The organism is Ramlibacter sp. AN1015 (genome assembly GCF_037726105.1).
Lineage (GTDB): Bacteria > Pseudomonadota > Gammaproteobacteria > Burkholderiales > Burkholderiaceae_C > Ramlibacter.
In genome coordinates, this window is record NZ_JBBJUM010000015.1 from 77,591 (window position 1) to 97,039 (window position 19,449).

The window sequence follows — 19,449 nt, forward strand, 5'->3', positions numbered from 1 at the left end:
TGCCGGTCGGCGGGTCAGCAGCCCGGGCCTGCCGTTCCGCTTGTCAACGTTGTCCAGAACGCCACCTCATGAGCGCCTCCCAATTTCCTCCGTCGAAGCCCGCGGACGCCAGCCCGCGCGTAGATTCGCTGATCGAATACCCCAGTCAGTTCCCCATCAAGGTGATGGGCGCGAAGGTCGATGGCTTCGTCGAGGCGGTCGTCGCCGTGGCCTGCCGTTTCGACCCCGCGTTCGACCCGAGCAGCGTCGAGCTGCGCGATAGCCGCGGCGGCAACTACCTGGGTGTGACCATCACCGTCACCGCGACCAGTCGCGAGCAGCTCGACGCGCTGTACACAGCTCTCTCAGGCCATCCCATGGTCAAGGTCGTGCTGTAGATGGATCTGCTGCTGCGCGGCCGCGTCGATTACCTGGCCACCTACCAGGAGATGCGGGATTTCACGGCGCGCCGCACTGCGGAGTCTGCGGACCAGCTCTGGCTGTGCGAGCACGCGCCCGTGTTCACGCAGGGCCTGGCTGGACAGGCCGGCCACCTGCTTGCGCCCGGTGACATCCCGGTGGTGCAGACCGACCGCGGAGGCCAGGTCACCTACCACGGCCCCGGGCAGGTGGTGGCCTATCCACTGGTCGATCTGCGGCGCGCCGGATACTTCATCAAGGAGTACGTCTACCGCATGGAGGAGGCGGTGATCCGCACCTTGGGTCACTACGGTGTCACCGGCCTGCGGGTCGCGGGCGCGCCGGGCATCTACGTGCGCCTGGACGATCCTTTCGCGCACGGCGCACTCACCGGACCCGCGACGCCGCAGGATCGCTTCCGGGGCCTGGGCAAGATCGCTGCGCTCGGTGTCAAGGTCAGCCGGCACTGCACCTACCACGGGGTGGCGCTCAATGTCGCCATGGACCTGGAACCCTTCTCCCGCATCAACCCCTGCGGCTACGCGGGGCTGCGCACGGTCGATCTTTCTACAATCGGCATCACCCTCCCCTGGAACGACGCGGCGCGACTGCTGGGCCACAAGCTCGACGCACTGCTCACGCCCTGAGACCCACCCATGAGCACCCATCCCGTCGTACGCGATGCACAAGGCATCGACACCTACAACCCCTCGGCCAAGCAGAAGGCGGCCGCGAAGCTGTCGCGTATTCCGGTGAAGGTCGAGGCGGCGGAAGTCCTGCGCAAACCCGATTGGATCCGGGTGCGGGCCGGCTCGCCCACCACGCGCTTCTACGAGATCAAGCAGATCCTGCGCGAGAGCAATCTGCACACCGTCTGCGAGGAAGCGTCCTGCCCCAACATCGGCGAGTGCTTCGGCAAGGGTACGGCCACCTTCATGATCATGGGCGACAAGTGCACGCGGCGCTGCCCGTTCTGCGATGTCGGGCACGGACGCCCCGACCCGCTCGACGCGAACGAGCCCGAGAACCTGGCACGCACCATCGCCCGCCTGCAGCTGAAGTACGTGGTCATCACCAGCGTCGATCGCGACGACCTGCGCGACGGCGGCAGCCAGCATTTCGTCGATTGCATCCGTCGCACGCGTGAGCTGTCGCCGGGCACCACGATCGAGATCCTGGTGCCCGATTTCCGCGGACGCGACGACCGTGCCCTGGAGATCCTCAAGGCCGCACCGCCCGACGTGATGAACCACAACCTGGAGACCATCCCGCGCCTGTACCGCGAGGCGCGCCCCGGCTCCGACTACGCCTTCAGCCTCAACCTGCTCAAGAAGTTCAAGGCGCTGCACCCGCAGGTGCCGACCAAGAGCGGCCTCATGGTCGGCCTGGGCGAGAGCGACGACGAGATCCTGCAGGTGATGCGCGACATGCGCGCGCACGGCATCGACATGCTCACCATCGGCCAGTACCTGGCTCCCAGCACCTCGCACCTGCCGGTGCGCCGCTACGTGCATCCGGACACCTTCAAGATGTTCGAGCAGGCGGCGTACGAGATGGGCTTCAGCCACGCTGCGGTCGGCGCCATGGTCCGTTCGAGCTACCACGCCGACCAGCAGGCCCACGCAGCCGGCGTGGCCTGAGGCGCCTCCGCGCGCCCGACGGCAGGGTGCCGCGCCGCAGGCCCCTATGCTCCGCGGCATGCACGCAAACCTCCTTGCGCTCGGCGCGATTGCGCTGTGGGCGTCGCTCGCTTCGCTCGGCGTGGCGCTCGATCACGTGCCGCCCTTCCTGCTGACGGGCATCGCGCTGATCATCGGCAGCATCCCGGCGTGGCCTCTCGTGCGGCAATGGAAGGTGCCGCCCCGCACCCTGGCGCTGGGCGTGTACGGCCTGTTCGGCTTCCACTTCCTGCTGTTCCTCGCACTGCGCATGGCGCCCCCGGTCGAGGCCAACCTCGTCAATTACCTGTGGCCGCTGCTGCTGGTGGTGATGGCGCCCCTGGTGCTGCCGGGCCTGGCGCTGCGCCGGGCGCACGTGCTCGCCGCGCTGGCGGGCTTTGCCGGCGCCGCGATCGCGATTCTCGGAGCCCGAGGCGCCAGCACTGCCGCCGGCATCTGGCACTGGGGCTACCTGCCAGCGTTGGGATCGGCCTTCATCTGGGCCAGCTACTCGCTGTGGACGCGGCGCGTGCCAGCGTTCCCCACCGCGGCCATCGGCCTGTTCGGGCTTCTATCGGGACTGCTGTCCCTGGCCTGCCACTGGGCGCTGGAGTCGCCTGCAGCCCTGGCGCCGCGCGACTGGGCCCTGCTGGCGCTGATGGGACTCGGCCCTCTGGGCGCTGCGTTCTTCCTGTGGGACAAGGCGCTGAAGTCGGGGGACGCGCGTCAGATCGGCATCCTGAGCTATCTCACGCCGCTCGCCTCGACGCTGCTGCTGCTGACCGTGACCCAGCGCCCCCTGAGCAGCAGCATCGCCGTCGCCGCGGCGCTGATCATCGGCGCCGCGGTCGTGGGCACACGCGCCGGCTGAAGGCCACCGCATTCGGTAACGGCGCGCCTGCGGCGGCGGCGGCGGCGGTCAGGGCCGTGGCAGCGGAGCGGGCGTGGCAGCGACCAGAAGCAGCTCCGGCTCTTCGGCCGCCACCACCTGCCGCGCCCAGGCGCCGAGCCGCGCCGTGTCGGCACGCAGCACCTCCTGCTTGACCGCGAGGATCTGGGCCGGGTGCATGGAAAAACTGCGCAACCCAAGCCCCAGGAGCAAGCGTGTCAACGCCACGTCGCCAGCCATCTCGCCGCACACACTCACCGGCTTTCCCTGCGCACGCGACTCGGCGATCGTGCCGGCGAGCAGCTGCAGGACGGCCGGATGGCAGGGATCGTAGAGGTGCGCGACCGACTCGTCCGCCCGGTCGATCGCCAGGGTGTACTGCGTCAGGTCGTTGGTGCCGATCGACAGGAAATCGAAGTGCTTGAGGAAGGTGCGGATCGTCAGGGCAGCCGCCGGGATCTCGATCATGGCGCCCAGGGCGACCGGCCCGTACGCGACCCCGCGGTGATCGAGCTCGGCGCGCGCGAACTCGAGCAGCGCGCGCGTCTGCCGGATCTCGCTCAGGTGCGCAAGCATCGGCACCAGCATGTTCACCTTGCCGTGGGCGGCCGCGCGCAGGATGGCCCGCAACTGGGTGAGGAACATGGCAGGGTCGGCCAGGCTCCAGCGGATCGCGCGCAAGCCCAGCGCGGGGTTGAGGTGGGCGGCGTCGCGGCGCGAGTCGTCCAGCGGCTTGTCGGCACCGACATCGACGGTGCGGATCGTCACCGGCAGGCCCTGCATGCCCTCGACGGCGCGACGGTAGGCGAGGTACTGCTCCTCCTCGTCCGGAAGGTTGCCGTTGCGGCCCATGAACATGAACTCGCTGCGGAACAGCCCGACGCCCACGGCGCCGGCCGCCAACGCACCGGCAGCGTCTTCGGGCAGCTCGATGTTGGCCAGCAACTCGATCTTTTCGCCGTCCAGCGTGACCGCGGGCGTGTGCCGCAGGCGTGCCAGGCGGCCGCGCTCGAGTTCGGCCTGGCGCTGCTTGAAGCCGTACTCGGCCAGGATGATGGGCGAGGGATCGACGATCATCACGCCAGCGTCGCCGTCGATGATGACCCAGTCGTCCTGGCGCACCAGCTGGCTCGCGCTGCGCGAGCCGACCACCGCGGGGATGTCCATGCTGCGCGCCACGATGGCCGTGTGCGAGTTGCGCCCGCCCACGTCGGTGGCGAATCCCGCGAACACGCTTTGCTTGAAGTGCAGCATGTCCGCCGGCGAGAGGTCGTGCGCGATGAGGATCAGCGGCACATCGACCGTGCCGTCGAGCAGCAGGTCCTGCTGGCGCATGGAGCCGTGGCGGCGAGGCGGCGGCACCGCTGGCGAGGCAACGCCCTTCATCGTGCGCAGCACCCGTTCGGCGACCTGCTCGAGGTCGGCCTTGCGCTCGCGAAGGTACTCGTCCTCCATCTCGTCGAACTGGCGCGCGAGCACCTCCAGCTGGGTGGTGAGCGCCCATTCTGCGTTGTAGAGGCGGTCGGTGATCCAGTGCTTGACGCCGTCGATCAGGTCCTGGTCCTGCAGGAGCATGAGGTGCACGTCCAGCAAGGCCGTGAGCTCGTGTGGCGCCTCTTTCGGGCCCATGCCGGCGATGGTCTGCTGCAGGCGGCGGATCTCATCGACCACGGCGTCGCGCGCCGAGCGCAGGCGATCTATTTCGGATTCGATCTGGCGCGCTTCGATGAAGTAGTGCGCCACATCGACGCGGCCACCCATCATGACGGCGCGGCCGATGGCGATTCCGCGGGCGACGGGCAGGCCGTGGATGGCGAAGGTCATGCGGTGCTCGTGGTGGCGTGCGACGGGCTCACTCGCCCTCGCCGAACTTGTCGTCGATCAGGGCCAGCAGCGAGTTCATCGCCTCGCGCTCCCCTGGGCCGTCGGTCTCGAGGATGACCTGGCTGCCCAGGCCGGCCGCAAGCATCATGACGCCCATGATGCTCTTGGCGTTGACCCGGCGCTCGCCCTTGGCGATCCAGACTTCGCAGGGATAGCTGCCCGCGAGCTTGGTGAGCTTGGCGGATGCGCGGGCGTGCAGGCCCAGCCTATTGCTGATGGTGGTCGTGCTTTTGATCATGCGTTCGAGAAGGCTGGTTCTGAGGCGCGGCGCTGCCGACCTGCATCACGCCCTGCGTGCCGCCGGCCACGGCACGCGCCACCAGCGCCTCCAGCGGCTCGCTGCGATAGTTGACGCTGCGCAGCACCATGGGCAGGTTCACGCCCGTCACCAGCCGCGCGTTCGCTCCTTCGATGAGCCTCTGTGCCACGTTGCTGGGGGTCGCGCCGAAGATGTCGGTGAGCACCAGCACACCCCCGATACCCGGCAGGCGCATGAGCCGGTCCAGGGCGACGCGTCCGGCTGCAAGTGCTTCCTCGGGCGAGAGATTGGGCTGTACGTCGATGGCCTCCATGGCCGTGCCGCAGTCGGGAAAGACGTGCAGCGCGCATTGGCGCAACGCATGCGCCAGGGGCGCGTGGCCAATGATCAGGATGGCGTTCATTGCGGCGGATTATCCCGTGGGCCCCGCAGGAAATACACCCAGGCCGCGACACTCGAGACCAGGAACACCGAGAGCGCCGCACGAAAGCTTCCCACCGTATCCAGCCCGAACCGCAGGAAGCCATCGATCAACAGCCCGATGCCCCACTGCACGATGAACACGCCGCCGAAGATCACCAGGTTGTAGGCCGACAGGGCGCGGCCGGCCAGAGCCGAGGGAAAGGCCATGCCCACTGCCGGTTGCGCCAGCGAAACGAAGGTGCAGCTCACGCAGAAGGCGGCCCAGGCCCAGGCACCCGCGTCCTCCCCGCGCACGATGATGGATCCCAGCATGAGAAAGCTCAGGGGCAGGCCCCAGCCGATGAGCCGGTCGGTGCCGATGCCGCGGCCGGCAAGCCAGGGGTTGAGCAGCCCCCAGCTCAGGAAGGTCAGCAGCATGCAGACGTTGATGGTGAACAGTCCGGCAGCCGCCGCCAGCGGCTCGTAGCCGGCTACCCGCACCATCCAGGGTCCGGCCCACAGCGTCTGCATGGCGATCATGCCGCCGTAGGAGATGAAGCCTACCGGGGTCAAGCGGCGGAAGTAGGGGTGCCGCCAGACCTCGCCGTAGCTCGCGCGAGCGCGGCCTGCATCGGCCGGCCGCGCGCCGTGCGTCGCCGATGCCGCGGGTTCGGCCGCGGGCCAGTTCGGCACCCGCAGGGCCGTCAGCAGCATCGCCGCCACCAGCAGCAGGCCCAGGACCCAGAACAGCGGGCGCCAGCCCACCAACGGAACCATCCACTGCACCGGCAGCGTGGAGGCGACCATGCCCAGCGAGCCGGTCATGAGCATCCACGAGTTGGCCCGCAGTTGCACCGCCGGCTCGAGCCAGCGCCGAAAGCCTGTCAACGGCGCCATCAGGCAGGCGCCCAGGCCTACCCCGCACAACACGCGTGCAGCCAGCAAGGTGGCGAAATTGTCCGCCAGCGAGAAGGCCACGCAACCCACCACGGCGACGGCGAGGAAGCCCAGGAGCACCTTCTTGGGCCCGTGCGCATCCAGCCAGCGGCCCAGGGGGAGTTGGCTGGCGGCGAAGCCGAGGAAGTAGCCGCCGGCGAGCAGTCCGAGGTCGCGCGCCTGCAGTGCGAACTCTTGGGTGAGGGTGGGCGCGAGCGTGGCGGTGACCGCGCGCACCAGGGCGGAGAAGAAGTACGCGAACGCGAAAGTGAGGAAGACGACGACCGCGTCACGCCGGGACAGGACCATCTCGGCATTATCGGCACGGCGCATGGCGGAAAATGCCGCATGACTTCGCTGACCGGCATTCGCATCCTCGACCTCTCCCGCGTTCTCGCGGGTCCCTGGTGCACCCAGTCGCTGGCCGATCTCGGCGCTGACGTCATCAAGGTGGAGCGCCCGGGTACGGGGGACGACACCCGCAGCTGGGGCCCCCCTTTCCTGCACGACGCGCAGGGCGGCGAGACGCAGGAGGCCGCCTACTACCTCGGCGCCAACCGCAACAAGCGCTCGGTCACCTGCGACATCGCGTCTCCAGCAGGCCAGGCGCTGCTGCGCGAGCTGGTCGCGCGGTGTGACGTCTTCGTGGAGAACTTCAAGGTCGGCGACATGCGCCGCTACGGCCTGGACTGGGAGTCGTTGCGCGTGATCAACCCGCGGCTCGTGTACTGCAGCATTACCGGCTTCGGACAGACCGGCCCCTACCGCGAGCGCGCCGGGTACGACTATGCCGTGCAGGGCATGGGCGGCCTCATGAGCGTGACGGGGGAGCGCGACGACCTCGGCGGCGGGCCGCAGAAAGTCGGGGTGGCGGTGGCGGACCTCTTCACCGGGCTCTACGCCAGCGTCGCCATACTGGCTGCGGTGCGGCACGCCGAGCGCACGGGCGAGGGGCAGCACATCGACATGGCCCTGCTCGACACGCAAGTCGCCATGCTGGCCAACCTCGGGGCCAACTACCTCGTCAGCGGCAAGGTGCCCGGCAGGGCCGGCAACGCACACCAGAACATCGTGCCCTACCAGGTCTTCGAGGTCGCACCCCAGCCCGATGGCAGCGCCGACCACGTCATCCTTGCAGTGGGCAACGACAGCCAGTTCGCGAAGTTTTGCGAAGTGGCCGGCCAGCCCGCACTGGCGCGCGACGCCCGGTTCGCCCGCAACCAGGACCGGGTGCGCAATCGCGCCACCCTGGTGCCCTTGCTGGCCGAGCTGATGAAGGCGCGCAGCAAGAGCGACTGGCTCGACGCGCTCGAAGCGGCGAGAGTACCGTGCGGCCCGATCAACAACCTGGCCGAGGTCTTCGCCGACCCGCAGGTGCGGGCCCGCGAGATGGTCGATATCTGGGAACATCCGCAGCAGCCGGCGCTGCAGCTGGTGGCCAGCCCGATGAAGCTGAGCGCGACGCCGGTACGCCGCGACCTGCCGCCACCGCTGCTGGGCCAGCATACCGAGCAGGTGCTGGCCGAACTGCTGGGGCTCGACAGCGACCGCATCGCCCAACTGCAACGTGACAAGGTGATCTGACATGGCCCATTTCCTCCTCGTGCACGGCGCTTGGCATGGCGGCTGGTGCTGGCAACGCGTGGTGCAGGCGCTCGCGGGCGCCGGACACCGGGCGCATGCCGTGACGCTCACCGGACTGGGCGAGCGGGCGCACCTGCTGTCTTCCACGATCACGCTGGAGACGCACATCTCCGACGTGCTCGGCGCCATCGAGGCCGAGGAAATGCAGGACGTGGTGCTGGCGGTGCATTCGTATGCCGGCATGCTCGGCACAGCCGCGGCCGACCGCATGACGTCGCGGCTGCGCCACCTCGTCTATGTGGATGCGGTCGTGCCGCGGCCGGGGGAGAGCTGGTGCAGCACCCATGCCAGCACCACCCGCGAGGCGCGGCTCGCTGCCGCGAAGGCCTCGGCCGACTACAGCATCCCGCCTCCGGATCCGCAGGTGTTCGGCCTGTCCGGCGCGGACTGCGACTGGGTGCGGCGGCGCCAGACACCGCACCCGGGACATACCTACACCGCGCCACTGGAGTTCGACCCTGCACGGGTCTCCAGCGTGCCGCGCACCTTCGTGAACTGCACCGCGCCGGCGCTGGCCACCATCGACGCGGTACGTCTGCGCGTCGCCGATTCCACCTTCTGGGGCGGTCACTGGCAACGCGGCGGCTCGGCGGTCGAGATGAAGACCGGCCACGATCCGATGGTCAGCGCTCCGGCTGACCTCGCGCGCCTGCTGGCCAGCTACGCCTGAGCGGCCGATTGCCGTAGAGTTCAGGGATTACAGGCCGCAGGAGTGGGGACGTGGCAGCAATGAACGACATGGTGGGGCAGCCGACGACACCGGCGGCCCCTGATGCCCGGCTCGCCGAGATCATCGGCGCCAGCCTGGCTGCGCCACTGGCGCGCATGCGCAGCCTGCTGCAGGAGGTGCGTGAGGCGCGCTCCTGGTCGGAGAGCCGGCTCGATGCGCTCGAGCGCGCGGTGGAAGAGGCCCTGCGCGTCGGCGTCCAGAGCCAGCAGCTGGCCCGGCTGGCCGGAGGGCGGCTGCGCCAGTCGCACGAGCGCCTCGCGCTGCACGAGATCATGCTCGAACTGCTGATCGAGCGGCAGCCGCAGTTCTCGGCCCAGAAGATCGAGGTGCGCCAGCGGCTGAAGCCGGTGGACATCATCGTGGACGGTGGCCTGCTGCTGGGATTGCTGGAGGCCCTGCTCGACTGGGCGGTGCAGGTCGGACGCGAGCTGCTCGTGAAGCTCGAGATGAAGAACTGGCCCGAGCACGGCATGCTGAGCCTGCGCGCCGTGCGCACGCCCGGCACGAACGCCGATGCCGACAACCTCGCCTGGGAGCTGGTCAAGCACTCCGCGCGGCTGCTGGGCGTGGACCTCAAGCGCGAGAGCACCGACAGCTACGTGCAGGCGACGCTCGAGTTTCCGCGCACGGTGCGGCAGCTCTCCGGTCTCACTGCGCTCGACGCGGACAGCCGCATGGGCGCCGACAGCATGCGCATCGATTCGCAGATCAGCGGGATGGCCGGAATGCGGGCCCTGCTCGTGTCGGACGACCAGCGGCTGCGACGCGAGGTGGCGGCGATCTGCCAGGACGCCGGCATCAAGCTCGAACTCGCCACCCGCACCCAGGAAGCGATGGTGGCAAGTGAACTATCGCAGCCGACGCTGATCATCATTGATGGCAGCTTGCGCGACGACGTCTTCGACGAGTACCTCGAGCGGCAGCTGCAGGAAGGCGGGGTTCGGGCCGTCGAGGTGACAGACCGAGACGTCGGCTTCGAGATCTCTGCATGGGAAGGACCCAGCGTGAGCAGGATCAGTCGCGACAGCATCAAGGACCAGTTGAAGACGGTGCTTTCGCTCGAGTTTGGGCGCTGACGCGCACGGCAAGAAGCCGCACTTACCGGCAGCACAGTTCAAGCAGGCATGAGATGAATAAACGCTTATTGGGGGCCGCTGCGGCGGTCGTGTTGGCGGTGGCGGCGGCGGCCGTCGTCCTGGGCACGGGCAGTACGCCGGCGCCGGCCTCGTCTTTCGTGCTGCTCGACGGCAGCACCCGCACGACCGAGGACCTCCGGGGCAAGGTGACGCTGGTCAACTTCTGGGCCACCAGTTGCACGACCTGCGTCGCCGAGATGCCCGAGCTGGTGGCCACGCACGAAAAGTACCGGGGGCAGGGGTTCCAAACCGTGGCGGTTGCCATGAGCTACGACCCACCGAGCTATGTGGTGAACTTCGCCGAGAGCCGCAAGCTTCCGTTTCATGTAGCGATCGACAACACCGGCGCCGTGGCCAAGGCATGGGGCGATGTGCAGCTGACTCCGACGACCTTCGTGGTGAACAAGCGCGGCGAGATCGTCAAGCGCTATGTGGGCGCGCCGAATTTCGCCGAGCTGCACAAGCTGATCGAACAGCTGCTCGCACAGGCCTGACGGCGCCACCGGTGCCGCCAGGACGGCGTGCGCGGTGCTGCGGCGGCGCTCGCGCGCGGCGCTTCTTCCCTGTCGCCCGTCCTGACGGAGGCGGAGCACGGGATGCTGCACGGCAAGCCCTGCGGGGTTTCGCAGCGGGCCGCAGTCGCCGCCGTCGGCCACGCGGGCGGGCGCGGGCGACACGGAACGGACGAACACGTCCGCCGTGTCCTTTGCGGGCGTCGCTCAGTTGCGATAGGTGTCGTGGCAGGCCTTGCAGGACGCGGCCGTTGCGCCGAAGGCAGCCTTCAGGTTGTCGAGATTGTTGGTCTTGGCCGCCGCCAGCAGCTTGCTGGTCTCCCCCAGCAGCTTTTCCTGGTGCTCCTTGAACTTGGCTTGCTCGGTCCAGATTTCGGCCTTGGCCTTCTGCGACAGCTTCTCGGTGCCTTGCACGAAGCCGGCCCAGGGCAGGCGCGCCATCACGGCGACCACTTCGGCGTTCTCGAGGGCGGCTTGCGCGTCGTACGGCACCCGGCCGTTGGCCATGGCGCCGATGCGGCTGAAATGCGTCCCCATCACCGACAACGCGCTCTGGCGGTACTTGACCGCGTCTTCGGGCTTGGCGAACTGGGCGGCGGCCGGAACTGCGCTGAGCAGGCAGCTGGTCGCGAGGAGGGAGGCGAAGGCGGTCTTGAAGGTCATGGGCATGAACAGAGTGGAAGTGAAGCACCGCTATTAACGCAGCGGCGGCTTGGCGGGTCCTCGGGGTTTCTCCTAGCATCTGGTGACACGCGCACTCCGTGCCCGCAGAATGCGCCCCGCCAAACATACGAAAGGCTACACATGACCGAGGCCGTGGTCCGCATCTGGGACTTGCCCACTCGCCTGTTCCACTGGGCGCTGGTCCTGGTCGTCGCGGCGATGTTCGCCACTGCCCTGCTGCCGGGCGTTCCGGTGGACTGGCACGCACGCTGCGGTTACGCCGTCCTGGCGCTGCTGGTCTTTCGCACGCTTTGGGGATTCGTGGGCGGGTACTGGTCGCGGTTTCGCACCTTCGTTCCGAGCTGGCGCCGCATGCGCGACTATCTCTCCGGGCGGGCTGCGCCGGAACTGCAGGTGGGGCACAGCCCGCTCGGCGCATTGTCGGTATTTGCCATGCTGCTGACCCTGTTCGCGCAGGTAGGGACGGGGCTCGTCGCCGATGACGAGATCGCTTTCACCGGGCCGCTGAACCGGTACGTGAGCACCAGCACCGGGCTTGCCGCCACCGAGTGGCACAAGGGAGCCGGACAGTGGTTGCTGGTAGCGCTGATCGGGCTGCACCTGGCGGCAGTCTTCTACTATCTCGCGGTGCGCAAGCGCAACCTGATTGCCGGCATGGTGCACGGCGACCAGCGCGCACCGGCGCCCGTGCCCGCGTCACGCGATACGCCGGCGTCGCGGCTGCTGGCGCTGTCGCTGCTGGCGATGAGCTTCGTCGCGGTCGCGCTCCTGGTCCGCACCGGCTGAAGCAGTGCCCGCCGGCTGCGCTTGCAGCCGCTGCGGCGGGCGCTACACTGGCCGGCCGAAGGCTCCCCTTGTCCGGACGGTGGAAACAGTCCAGCTTCCCCAGATCGAAATGATCACGCCCTCTTCGGGCGACGAAATCGACATCGTGCGCGGCATGATCCGCGAATACGCTCAGGGGCTGGGTGTCGATCTGCAGTTTCAGCACATTGACCGCGAGCTCGCCGAACTGCCAGGCGAGTACGCGCAACCGCAGGGCACCCTGCTGCTCGCTCGCGTCGATGGCATGCCCGCGGGCTGTTGTGGCCTGCGCCCGCTCGACAACTGCGACTATCCCAACGCCGCAGAGATGAAGCGGCTGTACGTGCGCAAGCCCTTCCGCGGGTTCGGACTGGGTCGCCAGCTCGCGGAGGCCGTGCTCGACGCCGCGCGGCGGGCCGGCTATGCCTGCGTGCTGCTCGACACCCTGAGCGACATGGAGTCGGCGCGCGCGCTCTACGAAGAGCTCGGGTTCGAGTCGATCCCGCCGTACTACCACAACCCCATTGCCGGCGCCCACTACCTCAAGGTCGATCTCTAGGGCCCCCCGCGCGTGCGGGCACTTCCGGCTCCGGTGTGCCGAGCGAAGCGCGGTGACCGTTTCACGCTTTCCAGCCTCACGCTTCTGCCTCACGCCTTCACGCGATCCGCGTGGGGTGAAGCGCCTAGTCTGGCGAGGTACCGCTTCGTTGAGCACGGCGTGCACGCCGTGCTCGTGCATGCAAGCCATCGGTACACGCGCATTCGGCCGCGCGTGCGCCTTCCTTCAGGCTTTCGCTTGGGCGAGCAGCGTGCCCGCGTCGCTGACCTCGAACTTGCCAGGCGCCTCGACATTGAGTGCGGCGACCTTTCCGTCCTTGACCAGCATGGAGTAGCGGGTGCTGCGCAGGCCCATGCCGCGGCCGGTGAGGTCCAGCGTCAGGCCGCAGGCCTTGGTGAAATCGGCGGAGCCGTCGGCGAGCATCCGTACCTTCTCGCCGCTTTGCTGGTCACGTGCCCACGCGCCCATGACGAACGCGTCGTTCACACTCACGCACCAGATCTCATCGACGCCGGCTTGCCGCAGCGCATCGTATTGCGCCACATAGCCGGGCACGTGCTTGGCCGAGCACGTGGGGGTGAACGCGCCTGGAAGCCCGAACACGGCGATGGTCTTGCCTGCCGAAGCCTGGCGGACATCGACGGGGTTCGGCCCGATGCTGCAGCCGTTGCCCTCGACTTCCGAGTACTCCTGCAGGGTGACCTGGGGCAGCGCGTCTCCAACCTTGATCATTCATCTACTCCTTGTGGTTCAACAGTACAAAAAAAAACGGCCCACGATTGTGGGCCGCTCTTCAGATCCCTGGCCGGGCCAAGGCCAAGCTCAGACCTCGGCAGCCTTTTGAACCAGTCGCGTGGCGACCCAGTTCTTGGTCTTGGAGATCGGGCGGCTTTCGGTGATTTCGATCATGTCGCCGAGGTGGAACTCACCGTTTTCGTCGTGCGCGTGGTACTTGCTCGAGCGGGCAACGATCTTGCCGTACAGCTCATGCTTCACGCGGCGCTCGACCAGGACCGTCACGGTCTTGGCGCGCTTGTCGCTCACCACCTTGCCGACCAGGGTGCGCTTGAGGGAGGGTTTGGCTTCCGTCATGGTCACTCCTTACTTGCTGGCGGACTCGGCGCGCTTTTGGGCCAGGATGGTCTTGGCGCGCGCGATGTCGCGGCGCGTGATACGCAGCGAGGCGGTGTTGTTCAGTTGCTGCGTGGCCTTCTGCATGCGCAGGCCGAAGTGGGCCTTCTGCAGGGACTTGACCTCGGCTTCGAGGCCCGCTGCGTCTTTCTGGCGGAGTTCAGTCGTTTTCATCGTGTGTACTCCTGAATCAGGCGCCGATCATGCGGGTGACGAAGGTGGTGCGCAGCGGCAGCTTGGCGGCTGCCAGCTTGAACGCCTCGCGCGCCAGTTCCTCGGGAACGCCCACGATCTCGTAGAGCACCTTGCCCGGCTGGATTTCGGCGACGTAGTACTCGGGGTTCCCCTTGCCGTTACCCATACGCACTTCGGCAGGCTTCTGGGAGATCGGCTTGTCGGGGAACACGCGAATCCAGATGCGGCCGCCGCGCTTGACGTGGCGGGAAATCGCGCGACGCGCGGCTTCGATCTGGCGGGCCGTCAGGCGGCCACGGTCCGTGGACTTCAGGCCGAAGTCACCGAACGCCACCGAGTTGCCCCGGGTGGCGATGCCGGTGTTGCGGCCCTTCTGCTCTTTGCGGTATTTGCGGCGAGCGGGTTGCAGCATGTTTACTCTCCTTTGCCGTCGGGCGTAGCGCCCGGCGCGGCCACCTTGCGGGGAACGCGCTTAACGGCAGATTTCGGTGCCTCGGCACCTGCGGTTGCTTCTTGCGGCTTGTCGCTGCCGTCGGCAGGAGCGGCATTGCCGGCTCCGACCGGAGTGCGACGCGGGGCACCACGGCGGTCGCCACCCGGACGCTCGCCCGGACGACCATCGCGGCGCGGACCACGCGGGCGGCGCTCCTCGCCCTCGGGGCGCGGCGTGCTGTCCAGCGAAGGCGCGTCGCTGCGGCCCAGCGTGTCACCCTTGTAGACCCAGACCTTGACGCCGATCACGCCGTACGTGGTCTTGGCTTCGGAGAAGCCGTAGTCGATGTCGGCGCGCAGGGTGTGCAGCGGCACGCGGCCTTCGCGGTACCACTCGGTGCGGGCGATCTCGATGCCGTTCAGGCGGCCGGCGGACATGATCTTGATGCCCTGCGCGCCCAGGCGCATCGCGTTCTGCATGGCGCGCTTCATCGCGCGGCGGAACATGATGCGCTTTTCGAGCTGCTGGGTGATGCTGTCGGCGATCAGCTGGGCATCGACTTCGGGCTTGCGCACCTCCTCGATGTTGACGGCCACCGGCACGCCCAGGCGAGTCGACAGATCCTTCTTCAGCTTCTCGATGTCCTCGCCTTTCTTGCCGATCACGACGCCCGGACGGGCCGAGTAGATCGTGACACGGGCGCTCTTGGCGGGGCGCTCGATCAGCACGCGCGAGACAGCGGCATTCTTGAGCTTGGCCTTGAGGTACTCACGCACCTTGATGTCTTCGGCCAGCATGCCCGCGAAGTCGCGGTTGTTGGCGTACCAGCGGCTGGCCCAATTACGGCTGACCGCAAGGCGGAAGCCGGTCGGATGGATTTTTTGTCCCATGTTTTTTCCTGGGCCTTAGTTGCCGACGGTCACGTACACGTGGCACGTGGGCTTGCTGATGCGGTTGCCGCGCCCCTTGGCACGCGCGGTGAAGCGCTTGAGCGTGGCGCCTTGCTCGACGTAGATGGTCTTGACCTTCAGCTCGTCGATGTCGGCCCCGTCGTTGTGCTCGGCGTTCGCGATGGCGGACTCCAGCACCTTGCGGATGATCAGGGCGGCCTTCTTCTGCGTGAAGTTCAGGATGTTGAGGGCCTGATCCACTTTCTTGCCGCGAATCAGGTCGGCGACCAGGCGGCCTTTGTCGACCGACAGGCGGACGCCCCGGAGGACTGCACGTGTTTCCATGGTCATTCCTTACTTCTTCTGGACTTTCTTGTCCGCGGGGTGACCCTTGAAGGTGCGCGTCAGGGCGAACTCGCCCAGCTTGTGGCCCACCATCTGGTCGGTGATGTAGACCGGCACGTGCTGCTTGCCGTTGTGCACGGCGATCGTCAGCCCGATGAACTCGGGCAGGATCATGGAGCGACGCGACCAGGTCTTGATCGGCTTCTTGTCCTTGTTCGTCACCGCCTTGTCGGCCTTGACGACCAGGTGGTGGTCGACGAACGGACCCTTTTTGAGAGAACGAGTCATTTGCTCAGCCCCTTACTTCTTGCGACGCGACACGATCATGACCTGCGTGCGCTTGTTGTTGCGGGTGCGGTAGCCCTTGGTCAGGTTGCCCCACGGATCGACAGGCACGCGGCCTTCGCCGGTGCGGCCCTCACCACCACCGTGCGGGTGGTCGATCGGGTTCATCGCCACACCGCGGACGGTCGGGCGAATACCCATGTGGCGCTTCACACCGGCCTTGCCGAGCTGGCGCAGGCTGTGCTCTTCGTTCGCCACCTCGCCGATGGTGGCGCGGCATTCGATGTGGATGCGGCGCACTTCACCGGAGCGCATGCGGACCTGCGCATAGCTGCTCTCGCGCGCCAGCAGGGTCGCCGAAGCGCCGGCCGAGCGGGCGATCTGCGCGCCCTTGCCGGGCTGCAGCTCGATGCAGTGGATCGTCGAGCCCACCGGGATGTTGCGAATCGGCAGGGTGTTGCCGGCACGGATCGGGGCTTCCGATCCGGACAGGAGCGAAGCGCCGACTTCCAGGCCACGCGGAGCGATGATGTAGCGACGCTCGCCGTCGGCATAGCACACCAGGGCGATGTGAGCCGTGCGGTTCGGGTCGTACTCGATGCGCTCCACCTTGGCAGGGATGCCATCCTTGTTGCGACGGAAATCGACCACGCGGTAGTGGTGCTTGTGGCCACCGCCCTTGTGACGGGTGGTGATGCGGCCGTTGTTGTTGCGGCCCGATTTCTGGTGCTGGGGCTCCAGCAGGGGCGCGTAAGCCTCACCCTTGTACAGGTGGTCACGCGTGACCTTGACCACGGCACGCTGGCCGGGCGAGGTCGGTTTCATTTTGACGACTGCCATGATTTACGCAGCCTCCCCGGAGAGGTTGAGCTCTTGACCCGGCTTCAGCGTCACATAGGCCTTGCGCACGTTGTCACGGCGGCCGATGGAGCGTCCGAAACGCTTGGTCTTGCCTTTGGTATTCACCACAGAAACGCCCTTGACCTCGACCTTGAACATGAGTTCAACGGCGGCCTTGATTTCAGGCTTGGTCGCGTTCTGCAGCACCTTGAACGTCACGGCGTTGGTCTTGTCGGCCACGTGCGTCGCCTTCTCGGACACGACGGGGGCGACCAGGACCTGCATCAGACGGCCTTCGTCGAACTTGCGTTCGGCGGGGGTGGGGTTCACACGGCTCATGCGAACATCTCCTTGAGCTTGTCGATGGCGCCCTTGGTGACCAGCACCTTCTTGTAGTGCACCAGCGACAGCGGATCGGCGTAGCGCGGCTCGACCACGAGCACGTTCACCAGGTTGCGCGAAGCGAGGTAGAGGTTCTCGTCGACTTCTTCGGCGATGACCAGGACGGAGTCGAGGTTCATGGCCTTGAACTTGGCGGCGAGCTGCTTGGTCTTGGGGGAGTCCACCTTGATGGAATCGACCACGGCCAGCCGGCCTTCGCGGGCCAGCTGCGAGAAGATGGACGCCATGCCGGCGCGGTACATCTTCTTGTTGATCTTCTGGGTGAAGTTCTCTTCCGGGCTGTTCGGGAAGATGCGACCGCCTCCGCGCCACAGCGGCGACGAGGTCATGCCGGCGCGGGCGCGGCCCGTGCCCTTCTGCTTGAACGGCTTCTTGGTCGAGTGCTTGACCTGTTCGCGGTCCTTCTGGGCGCGCGTGCCCTGGCGGGCATTGGCCTGGTAGGCAACGACGATCTGGTGCACCAGGTCTTCGTTGTACTCGCGGCCGAACACGGTTTCGGGCGCGTCGAACTTGGACGCGGCCTGGCCCTGGTCGTTCAGGAGTTCGAGTTGCATTACTGGGCTCCCTTGTCTGCCGCGGGCTTGGCCTTGACGGCCGGACGCACGGTCACGAAACCGCCCTTGGCACCGGGAATGGCGCCTTTGATGAGCAGCAGCTGGCGGCCCTCATCGATGCGGATGACGTCGAGGTTCTGGGTGGTGACGGTGACGTCGCCGAGGTGGCCGGACATCTTCTTGCCCGGGAACACGCGGCCGGGATCCTGGGCCATCGAGATGGAGCCGGGAACGTTGTGCGAGCGGCTGTTGCCGTGCGAGGCGCGTTGCGAGGCGAAGTTGTGGCGCTTGATCGTGCCGGCGAAGCCCTTGCCGATCGAGGTGCCCTGCACATCGACCTTCTGACCGACGGCGAACACGTCGGTCACGGGGACCACGGCACCGGCAGCGTACTTGGCGGCGGCTTCGGCGCTGACGCGAAACTCCTGCGTGACCTCGCCGGCTTCGACACCGGCCTTGGCCAGGTGGCCCGCCTGCGGCTTGGTCACGCGGGACGCCTTGCGCGCACCGAACGTGATCTGCAGGGCCACGTAGCCGTCGTTCTCTTGGGTCTTGACCTGGGTCACGCGGTTGTTGGACACGTCCACCACCGTGACAGGCACTGCGTCCCCGTCGTCGGTGAAGAGGCGCATCATGCCCACCTTGCGGCCCAGCAACCCTTGGGAGTTGCTCTGACTCATGTTGTTGCTCCAGAAGGTTCACCGCGGCCGCTTCAATTGGCTGCCGCACTGGGTGTGTGAACTTGGGTTGAGAAAGCTCGGCGGCCAGGACCTTCATCAGGCCCGCCTGGCAAAAAGGCGGCACATAGGTGACGCAATTCCGGCCGAGCCCGCGATTATAGGTGGGCCGGACAGGCCCCTGCAAGCGCGACGGCTCAGGGACGCGTTTGCGCGGGTACGATGACCAGAAGCTCGCCGGAACTGGAGCGTCGCACTGCCCCGGCGCCCTGCTTCAGTTGCGCGGCCTGCTGCCCGCCGACCAGGATGGACACGACGCCCTTGCTTGCGTTCTGGGCGGTGAAGACGTTCAGGTACGCCCGCCCTGCGGCCGACGGATCGACCGCGACATCGACTTCGCGCGAGACGCTCGCCTTCCAGGGCAGCGGCGTCGCGTCCTGGCGCACCAGGCGGGCCGGGCCGCTCACGCTGTAGTGCACGGTCGCGCCGGCCCGGTCGGAGATGCCGTCGAATCGAAGCAGCACGCGCGTGCTGCCGCCGACCCCAAGTCCCTGCGATGCACGACCAGGTATTTGCCCAGCCTTCGCTGAATGCGACCGTCATCTCCAAGACGTCTCCGGGGGCATGCGCCCCTCCGATCGAGTGATTGCGGGCGAACGCCGCCTCGTAGTAGTGCCCCCATTCATGGGCGACGACGGAAGCAGCACTGCCAACAGAAGGGGTGCGCCTTCCATGCGTATCCATGGCTCTCGCGATCGGTGCAGATCGCCTCACTCGCAGTCACCGGCAGCCTCTGGCGGGACGTACCCCCGCAGGAGGCGTGCCGGACGCACCAAAGAAAAGGCCTCCCGAAGGAGGCCTTTCAAGTCACGAATCGAGACTCGCGTCTATTGCAGCTTGATCTCGACGTCCACGCCGGCCGGCAGGTCCAGCTTCATCAACGCGTCCACCGTCTTGTCGGTCGGATCGACGATGTCCATCAGACGCTGGTGCGTACGGATCTCGAACTGGTCGCGGGACGACTTGTTCACGTGCGGCGAGCGCAGGATGTCGAAGCGCTTCATGCGCGTCGGCAGCGGCACCGGGCCCCGGACGATGGCGCCCGTGCGCTTGGCGGTATCGACGATCTCGGCGGCGGACTGGTCGATCAGCTTGTAATCGAATGCCTTGAGGCGGATGCGGATCTTTTGCTGTGCCATGT

General features: G+C 67.3%; 28 protein-coding genes. 10 read left to right on the plus strand and 18 right to left on the minus strand.

Annotated elements, in window-relative coordinates; all coding sequences use genetic code 11:
* The first annotated feature begins 68 nt into the window (after nt 1–68).
* From WG922_RS19305 to WG922_RS19320, 4 genes are read left to right on the plus strand one after another with little or no spacing between them, the layout of a single operon-like run.
* Nucleotides 69–377: a YbeD family protein gene (locus WG922_RS19305; protein ID WP_340284506.1), complete on the plus strand. Its 309-nt coding sequence runs from the start codon at nt 69–71 to the stop codon at nt 375–377.
* Nucleotides 378–1,046: a lipoyl(octanoyl) transferase LipB gene (gene lipB / locus WG922_RS19310; RefSeq protein WP_340284507.1), complete on the plus strand. Its 669-nt coding sequence runs from the start codon at nt 378–380 to the stop codon at nt 1,044–1,046.
* A gap of 9 nt (nt 1,047–1,055) precedes the next feature.
* Entirely contained in the window at nt 1,056–2,039 is a 984-nt protein-coding gene (lipA, locus tag WG922_RS19315) for a lipoyl synthase (RefSeq protein ID WP_340284508.1), read from the plus strand.
* A gap of 58 nt (nt 2,040–2,097) precedes the next feature.
* Nucleotides 2,098–2,928, plus strand: a complete 831-nt coding sequence (locus WG922_RS19320) for a DMT family transporter (protein WP_340284510.1) — start codon at nt 2,098–2,100, stop codon at nt 2,926–2,928.
* A 48-nt stretch (nt 2,929–2,976) separates the two neighbouring features.
* On the opposite strand, the gene ptsP is transcribed toward WG922_RS19320, so the two are convergent.
* The 4 genes from ptsP to WG922_RS19340 are packed head-to-tail and all read right to left on the minus strand — an operon-like array spanning nt 2,977 to nt 6,760.
* Nucleotides 2,977–4,770: a phosphoenolpyruvate--protein phosphotransferase gene (gene ptsP, locus WG922_RS19325; RefSeq protein WP_340284511.1), complete on the minus strand. Its 1,794-nt coding sequence runs from the start codon at nt 4,768–4,770 to the stop codon at nt 2,977–2,979.
* Nucleotides 4,771–4,798: 28 nt separating this feature from the next.
* Nucleotides 4,799–5,068 (minus strand): HPr family phosphocarrier protein, encoded by a 270-nt coding sequence (locus WG922_RS19330; RefSeq protein WP_340284512.1) that lies wholly within the window; start codon nt 5,066–5,068, stop codon nt 4,799–4,801.
* A complete protein-coding gene (locus WG922_RS19335) occupies nt 5,037–5,492 on the minus strand; it encodes a PTS sugar transporter subunit IIA (RefSeq protein WP_340284513.1) in 456 nt (151 codons plus the stop codon). Before WG922_RS19335 ends, WG922_RS19330 begins: the two co-directional genes overlap by 32 nt.
* Complete coding sequence (locus WG922_RS19340) at nt 5,489–6,760, minus strand: MFS transporter (RefSeq protein ID WP_340284514.1); 1,272 nt, start codon at nt 6,758–6,760, stop codon at nt 5,489–5,491. Before WG922_RS19340 ends, WG922_RS19335 begins: the two co-directional genes overlap by 4 nt.
* A 15-nt stretch (nt 6,761–6,775) precedes the next feature.
* Here WG922_RS19340 and WG922_RS19345 point away from each other — a divergent pair, with 15 nt between their 5' ends.
* The 4 genes from WG922_RS19345 to WG922_RS19360 are packed head-to-tail and all read left to right on the plus strand — an operon-like array spanning nt 6,776 to nt 10,431.
* The gene (locus WG922_RS19345; RefSeq protein ID WP_340284515.1) at nt 6,776–8,011 is read left to right on the plus strand and encodes a CaiB/BaiF CoA transferase family protein; all 1,236 of its coding nucleotides are present in this window, start codon (nt 6,776–6,778) and stop codon (nt 8,009–8,011) included.
* Between the two features lies 1 nt (nt 8,012).
* Nucleotides 8,013–8,741, plus strand: a complete 729-nt coding sequence (locus WG922_RS19350) for an alpha/beta hydrolase family protein (protein ID WP_340284516.1) — start codon at nt 8,013–8,015, stop codon at nt 8,739–8,741.
* Nucleotides 8,742–8,791: 50 nt separating this feature from the next.
* Entirely contained in the window at nt 8,792–9,877 is a 1,086-nt protein-coding gene (locus tag WG922_RS19355; protein ID WP_340284518.1) for a hypothetical protein, read from the plus strand.
* Nucleotides 9,878–9,930: 53 nt separating this feature from the next.
* Nucleotides 9,931–10,431: a TlpA disulfide reductase family protein gene (locus WG922_RS19360; protein WP_340284519.1), complete on the plus strand. Its 501-nt coding sequence runs from the start codon at nt 9,931–9,933 to the stop codon at nt 10,429–10,431.
* Nucleotides 10,432–10,656: 225 nt separating this feature from the next.
* Here WG922_RS19360 and WG922_RS19365 read toward each other — a convergent pair whose 3' ends face one another.
* Complete coding sequence (locus WG922_RS19365; RefSeq protein WP_340284544.1) at nt 10,657–11,112, minus strand: c-type cytochrome; 456 nt, start codon at nt 11,110–11,112, stop codon at nt 10,657–10,659.
* Nucleotides 11,113–11,253: 141 nt separating this feature from the next.
* Here WG922_RS19365 and WG922_RS19370 point away from each other — a divergent pair, with 141 nt between their 5' ends.
* Together WG922_RS19370 and WG922_RS19375 are read left to right on the plus strand one after the other, a co-directional pair.
* Nucleotides 11,254–11,919 (plus strand): cytochrome b/b6 domain-containing protein, encoded by a 666-nt coding sequence (locus WG922_RS19370; RefSeq protein WP_340284520.1) that lies wholly within the window; start codon nt 11,254–11,256, stop codon nt 11,917–11,919.
* A gap of 109 nt (nt 11,920–12,028) precedes the next feature.
* Nucleotides 12,029–12,496, plus strand: a complete 468-nt coding sequence (locus WG922_RS19375) for a GNAT family N-acetyltransferase (RefSeq protein WP_340284521.1) — start codon at nt 12,029–12,031, stop codon at nt 12,494–12,496.
* 225 nt (nt 12,497–12,721) lie between these two features.
* Here the strand turns inward: WG922_RS19375 and WG922_RS19380 are convergent, their stop codons facing one another.
* From WG922_RS19380 to rpsJ, 13 genes are all read right to left on the minus strand, one after another.
* Nucleotides 12,722–13,228, minus strand: a complete 507-nt coding sequence (locus WG922_RS19380; protein WP_340284522.1) for a peroxiredoxin — start codon at nt 13,226–13,228, stop codon at nt 12,722–12,724.
* Nucleotides 13,229–13,318: 90 nt separating this feature from the next.
* On the minus strand, nt 13,319–13,588 hold the full coding sequence (rpsQ, locus tag WG922_RS19385; protein ID WP_340284523.1) for a 30S ribosomal protein S17: 270 nt from the start codon (nt 13,586–13,588) through the stop codon (nt 13,319–13,321).
* Nucleotides 13,589–13,597: 9 nt separating this feature from the next.
* On the minus strand, nt 13,598–13,801 hold the full coding sequence (gene rpmC, locus WG922_RS19390) for a 50S ribosomal protein L29 (protein WP_340284524.1): 204 nt from the start codon (nt 13,799–13,801) through the stop codon (nt 13,598–13,600).
* Nucleotides 13,802–13,817: 16 nt separating this feature from the next.
* A complete protein-coding gene (rplP, locus tag WG922_RS19395) occupies nt 13,818–14,234 on the minus strand; it encodes a 50S ribosomal protein L16 (protein ID WP_157398699.1) in 417 nt (138 codons plus the stop codon).
* A 2-nt stretch (nt 14,235–14,236) separates the two neighbouring features.
* Nucleotides 14,237–15,145 (minus strand): 30S ribosomal protein S3, encoded by a 909-nt coding sequence (gene rpsC / locus WG922_RS19400; protein WP_340284526.1) that lies wholly within the window; start codon nt 15,143–15,145, stop codon nt 14,237–14,239.
* A gap of 15 nt (nt 15,146–15,160) precedes the next feature.
* Complete coding sequence (gene rplV / locus WG922_RS19405) at nt 15,161–15,490, minus strand: 50S ribosomal protein L22 (protein ID WP_340284529.1); 330 nt, start codon at nt 15,488–15,490, stop codon at nt 15,161–15,163.
* Nucleotides 15,491–15,499: 9 nt separating this feature from the next.
* Entirely contained in the window at nt 15,500–15,778 is a 279-nt protein-coding gene (gene rpsS, locus WG922_RS19410) for a 30S ribosomal protein S19 (protein ID WP_340284530.1), read from the minus strand.
* A 12-nt stretch (nt 15,779–15,790) separates the two neighbouring features.
* Complete coding sequence (rplB, locus tag WG922_RS19415) at nt 15,791–16,615, minus strand: 50S ribosomal protein L2 (protein WP_340284532.1); 825 nt, start codon at nt 16,613–16,615, stop codon at nt 15,791–15,793.
* Nucleotides 16,616–16,618: 3 nt separating this feature from the next.
* Nucleotides 16,619–16,954, minus strand: coding sequence for a 50S ribosomal protein L23 (rplW, locus tag WG922_RS19420; RefSeq protein ID WP_340284533.1), 336 nt, complete (start codon nt 16,952–16,954; stop codon nt 16,619–16,621).
* Nucleotides 16,951–17,571: a 50S ribosomal protein L4 gene (gene rplD / locus WG922_RS19425; RefSeq protein ID WP_340284534.1), complete on the minus strand. Its 621-nt coding sequence runs from the start codon at nt 17,569–17,571 to the stop codon at nt 16,951–16,953. The genes rplW and rplD overlap by 4 nt, the downstream gene beginning before the upstream one ends.
* On the minus strand, nt 17,571–18,251 hold the full coding sequence (rplC, locus tag WG922_RS19430) for a 50S ribosomal protein L3 (RefSeq protein WP_340284535.1): 681 nt from the start codon (nt 18,249–18,251) through the stop codon (nt 17,571–17,573). The genes rplD and rplC overlap by 1 nt, the downstream gene beginning before the upstream one ends.
* A 194-nt stretch (nt 18,252–18,445) precedes the next feature.
* Nucleotides 18,446–18,772 (minus strand): hypothetical protein, encoded by a 327-nt coding sequence (locus WG922_RS19435; RefSeq protein WP_340284536.1) that lies wholly within the window; start codon nt 18,770–18,772, stop codon nt 18,446–18,448.
* Nucleotides 18,773–19,135: 363 nt separating this feature from the next.
* Nucleotides 19,136–19,447: a 30S ribosomal protein S10 gene (rpsJ, locus tag WG922_RS19440; RefSeq protein ID WP_340284539.1), complete on the minus strand. Its 312-nt coding sequence runs from the start codon at nt 19,445–19,447 to the stop codon at nt 19,136–19,138.
* Nucleotides 19,448–19,449: the final 2 nt, after the last annotated feature.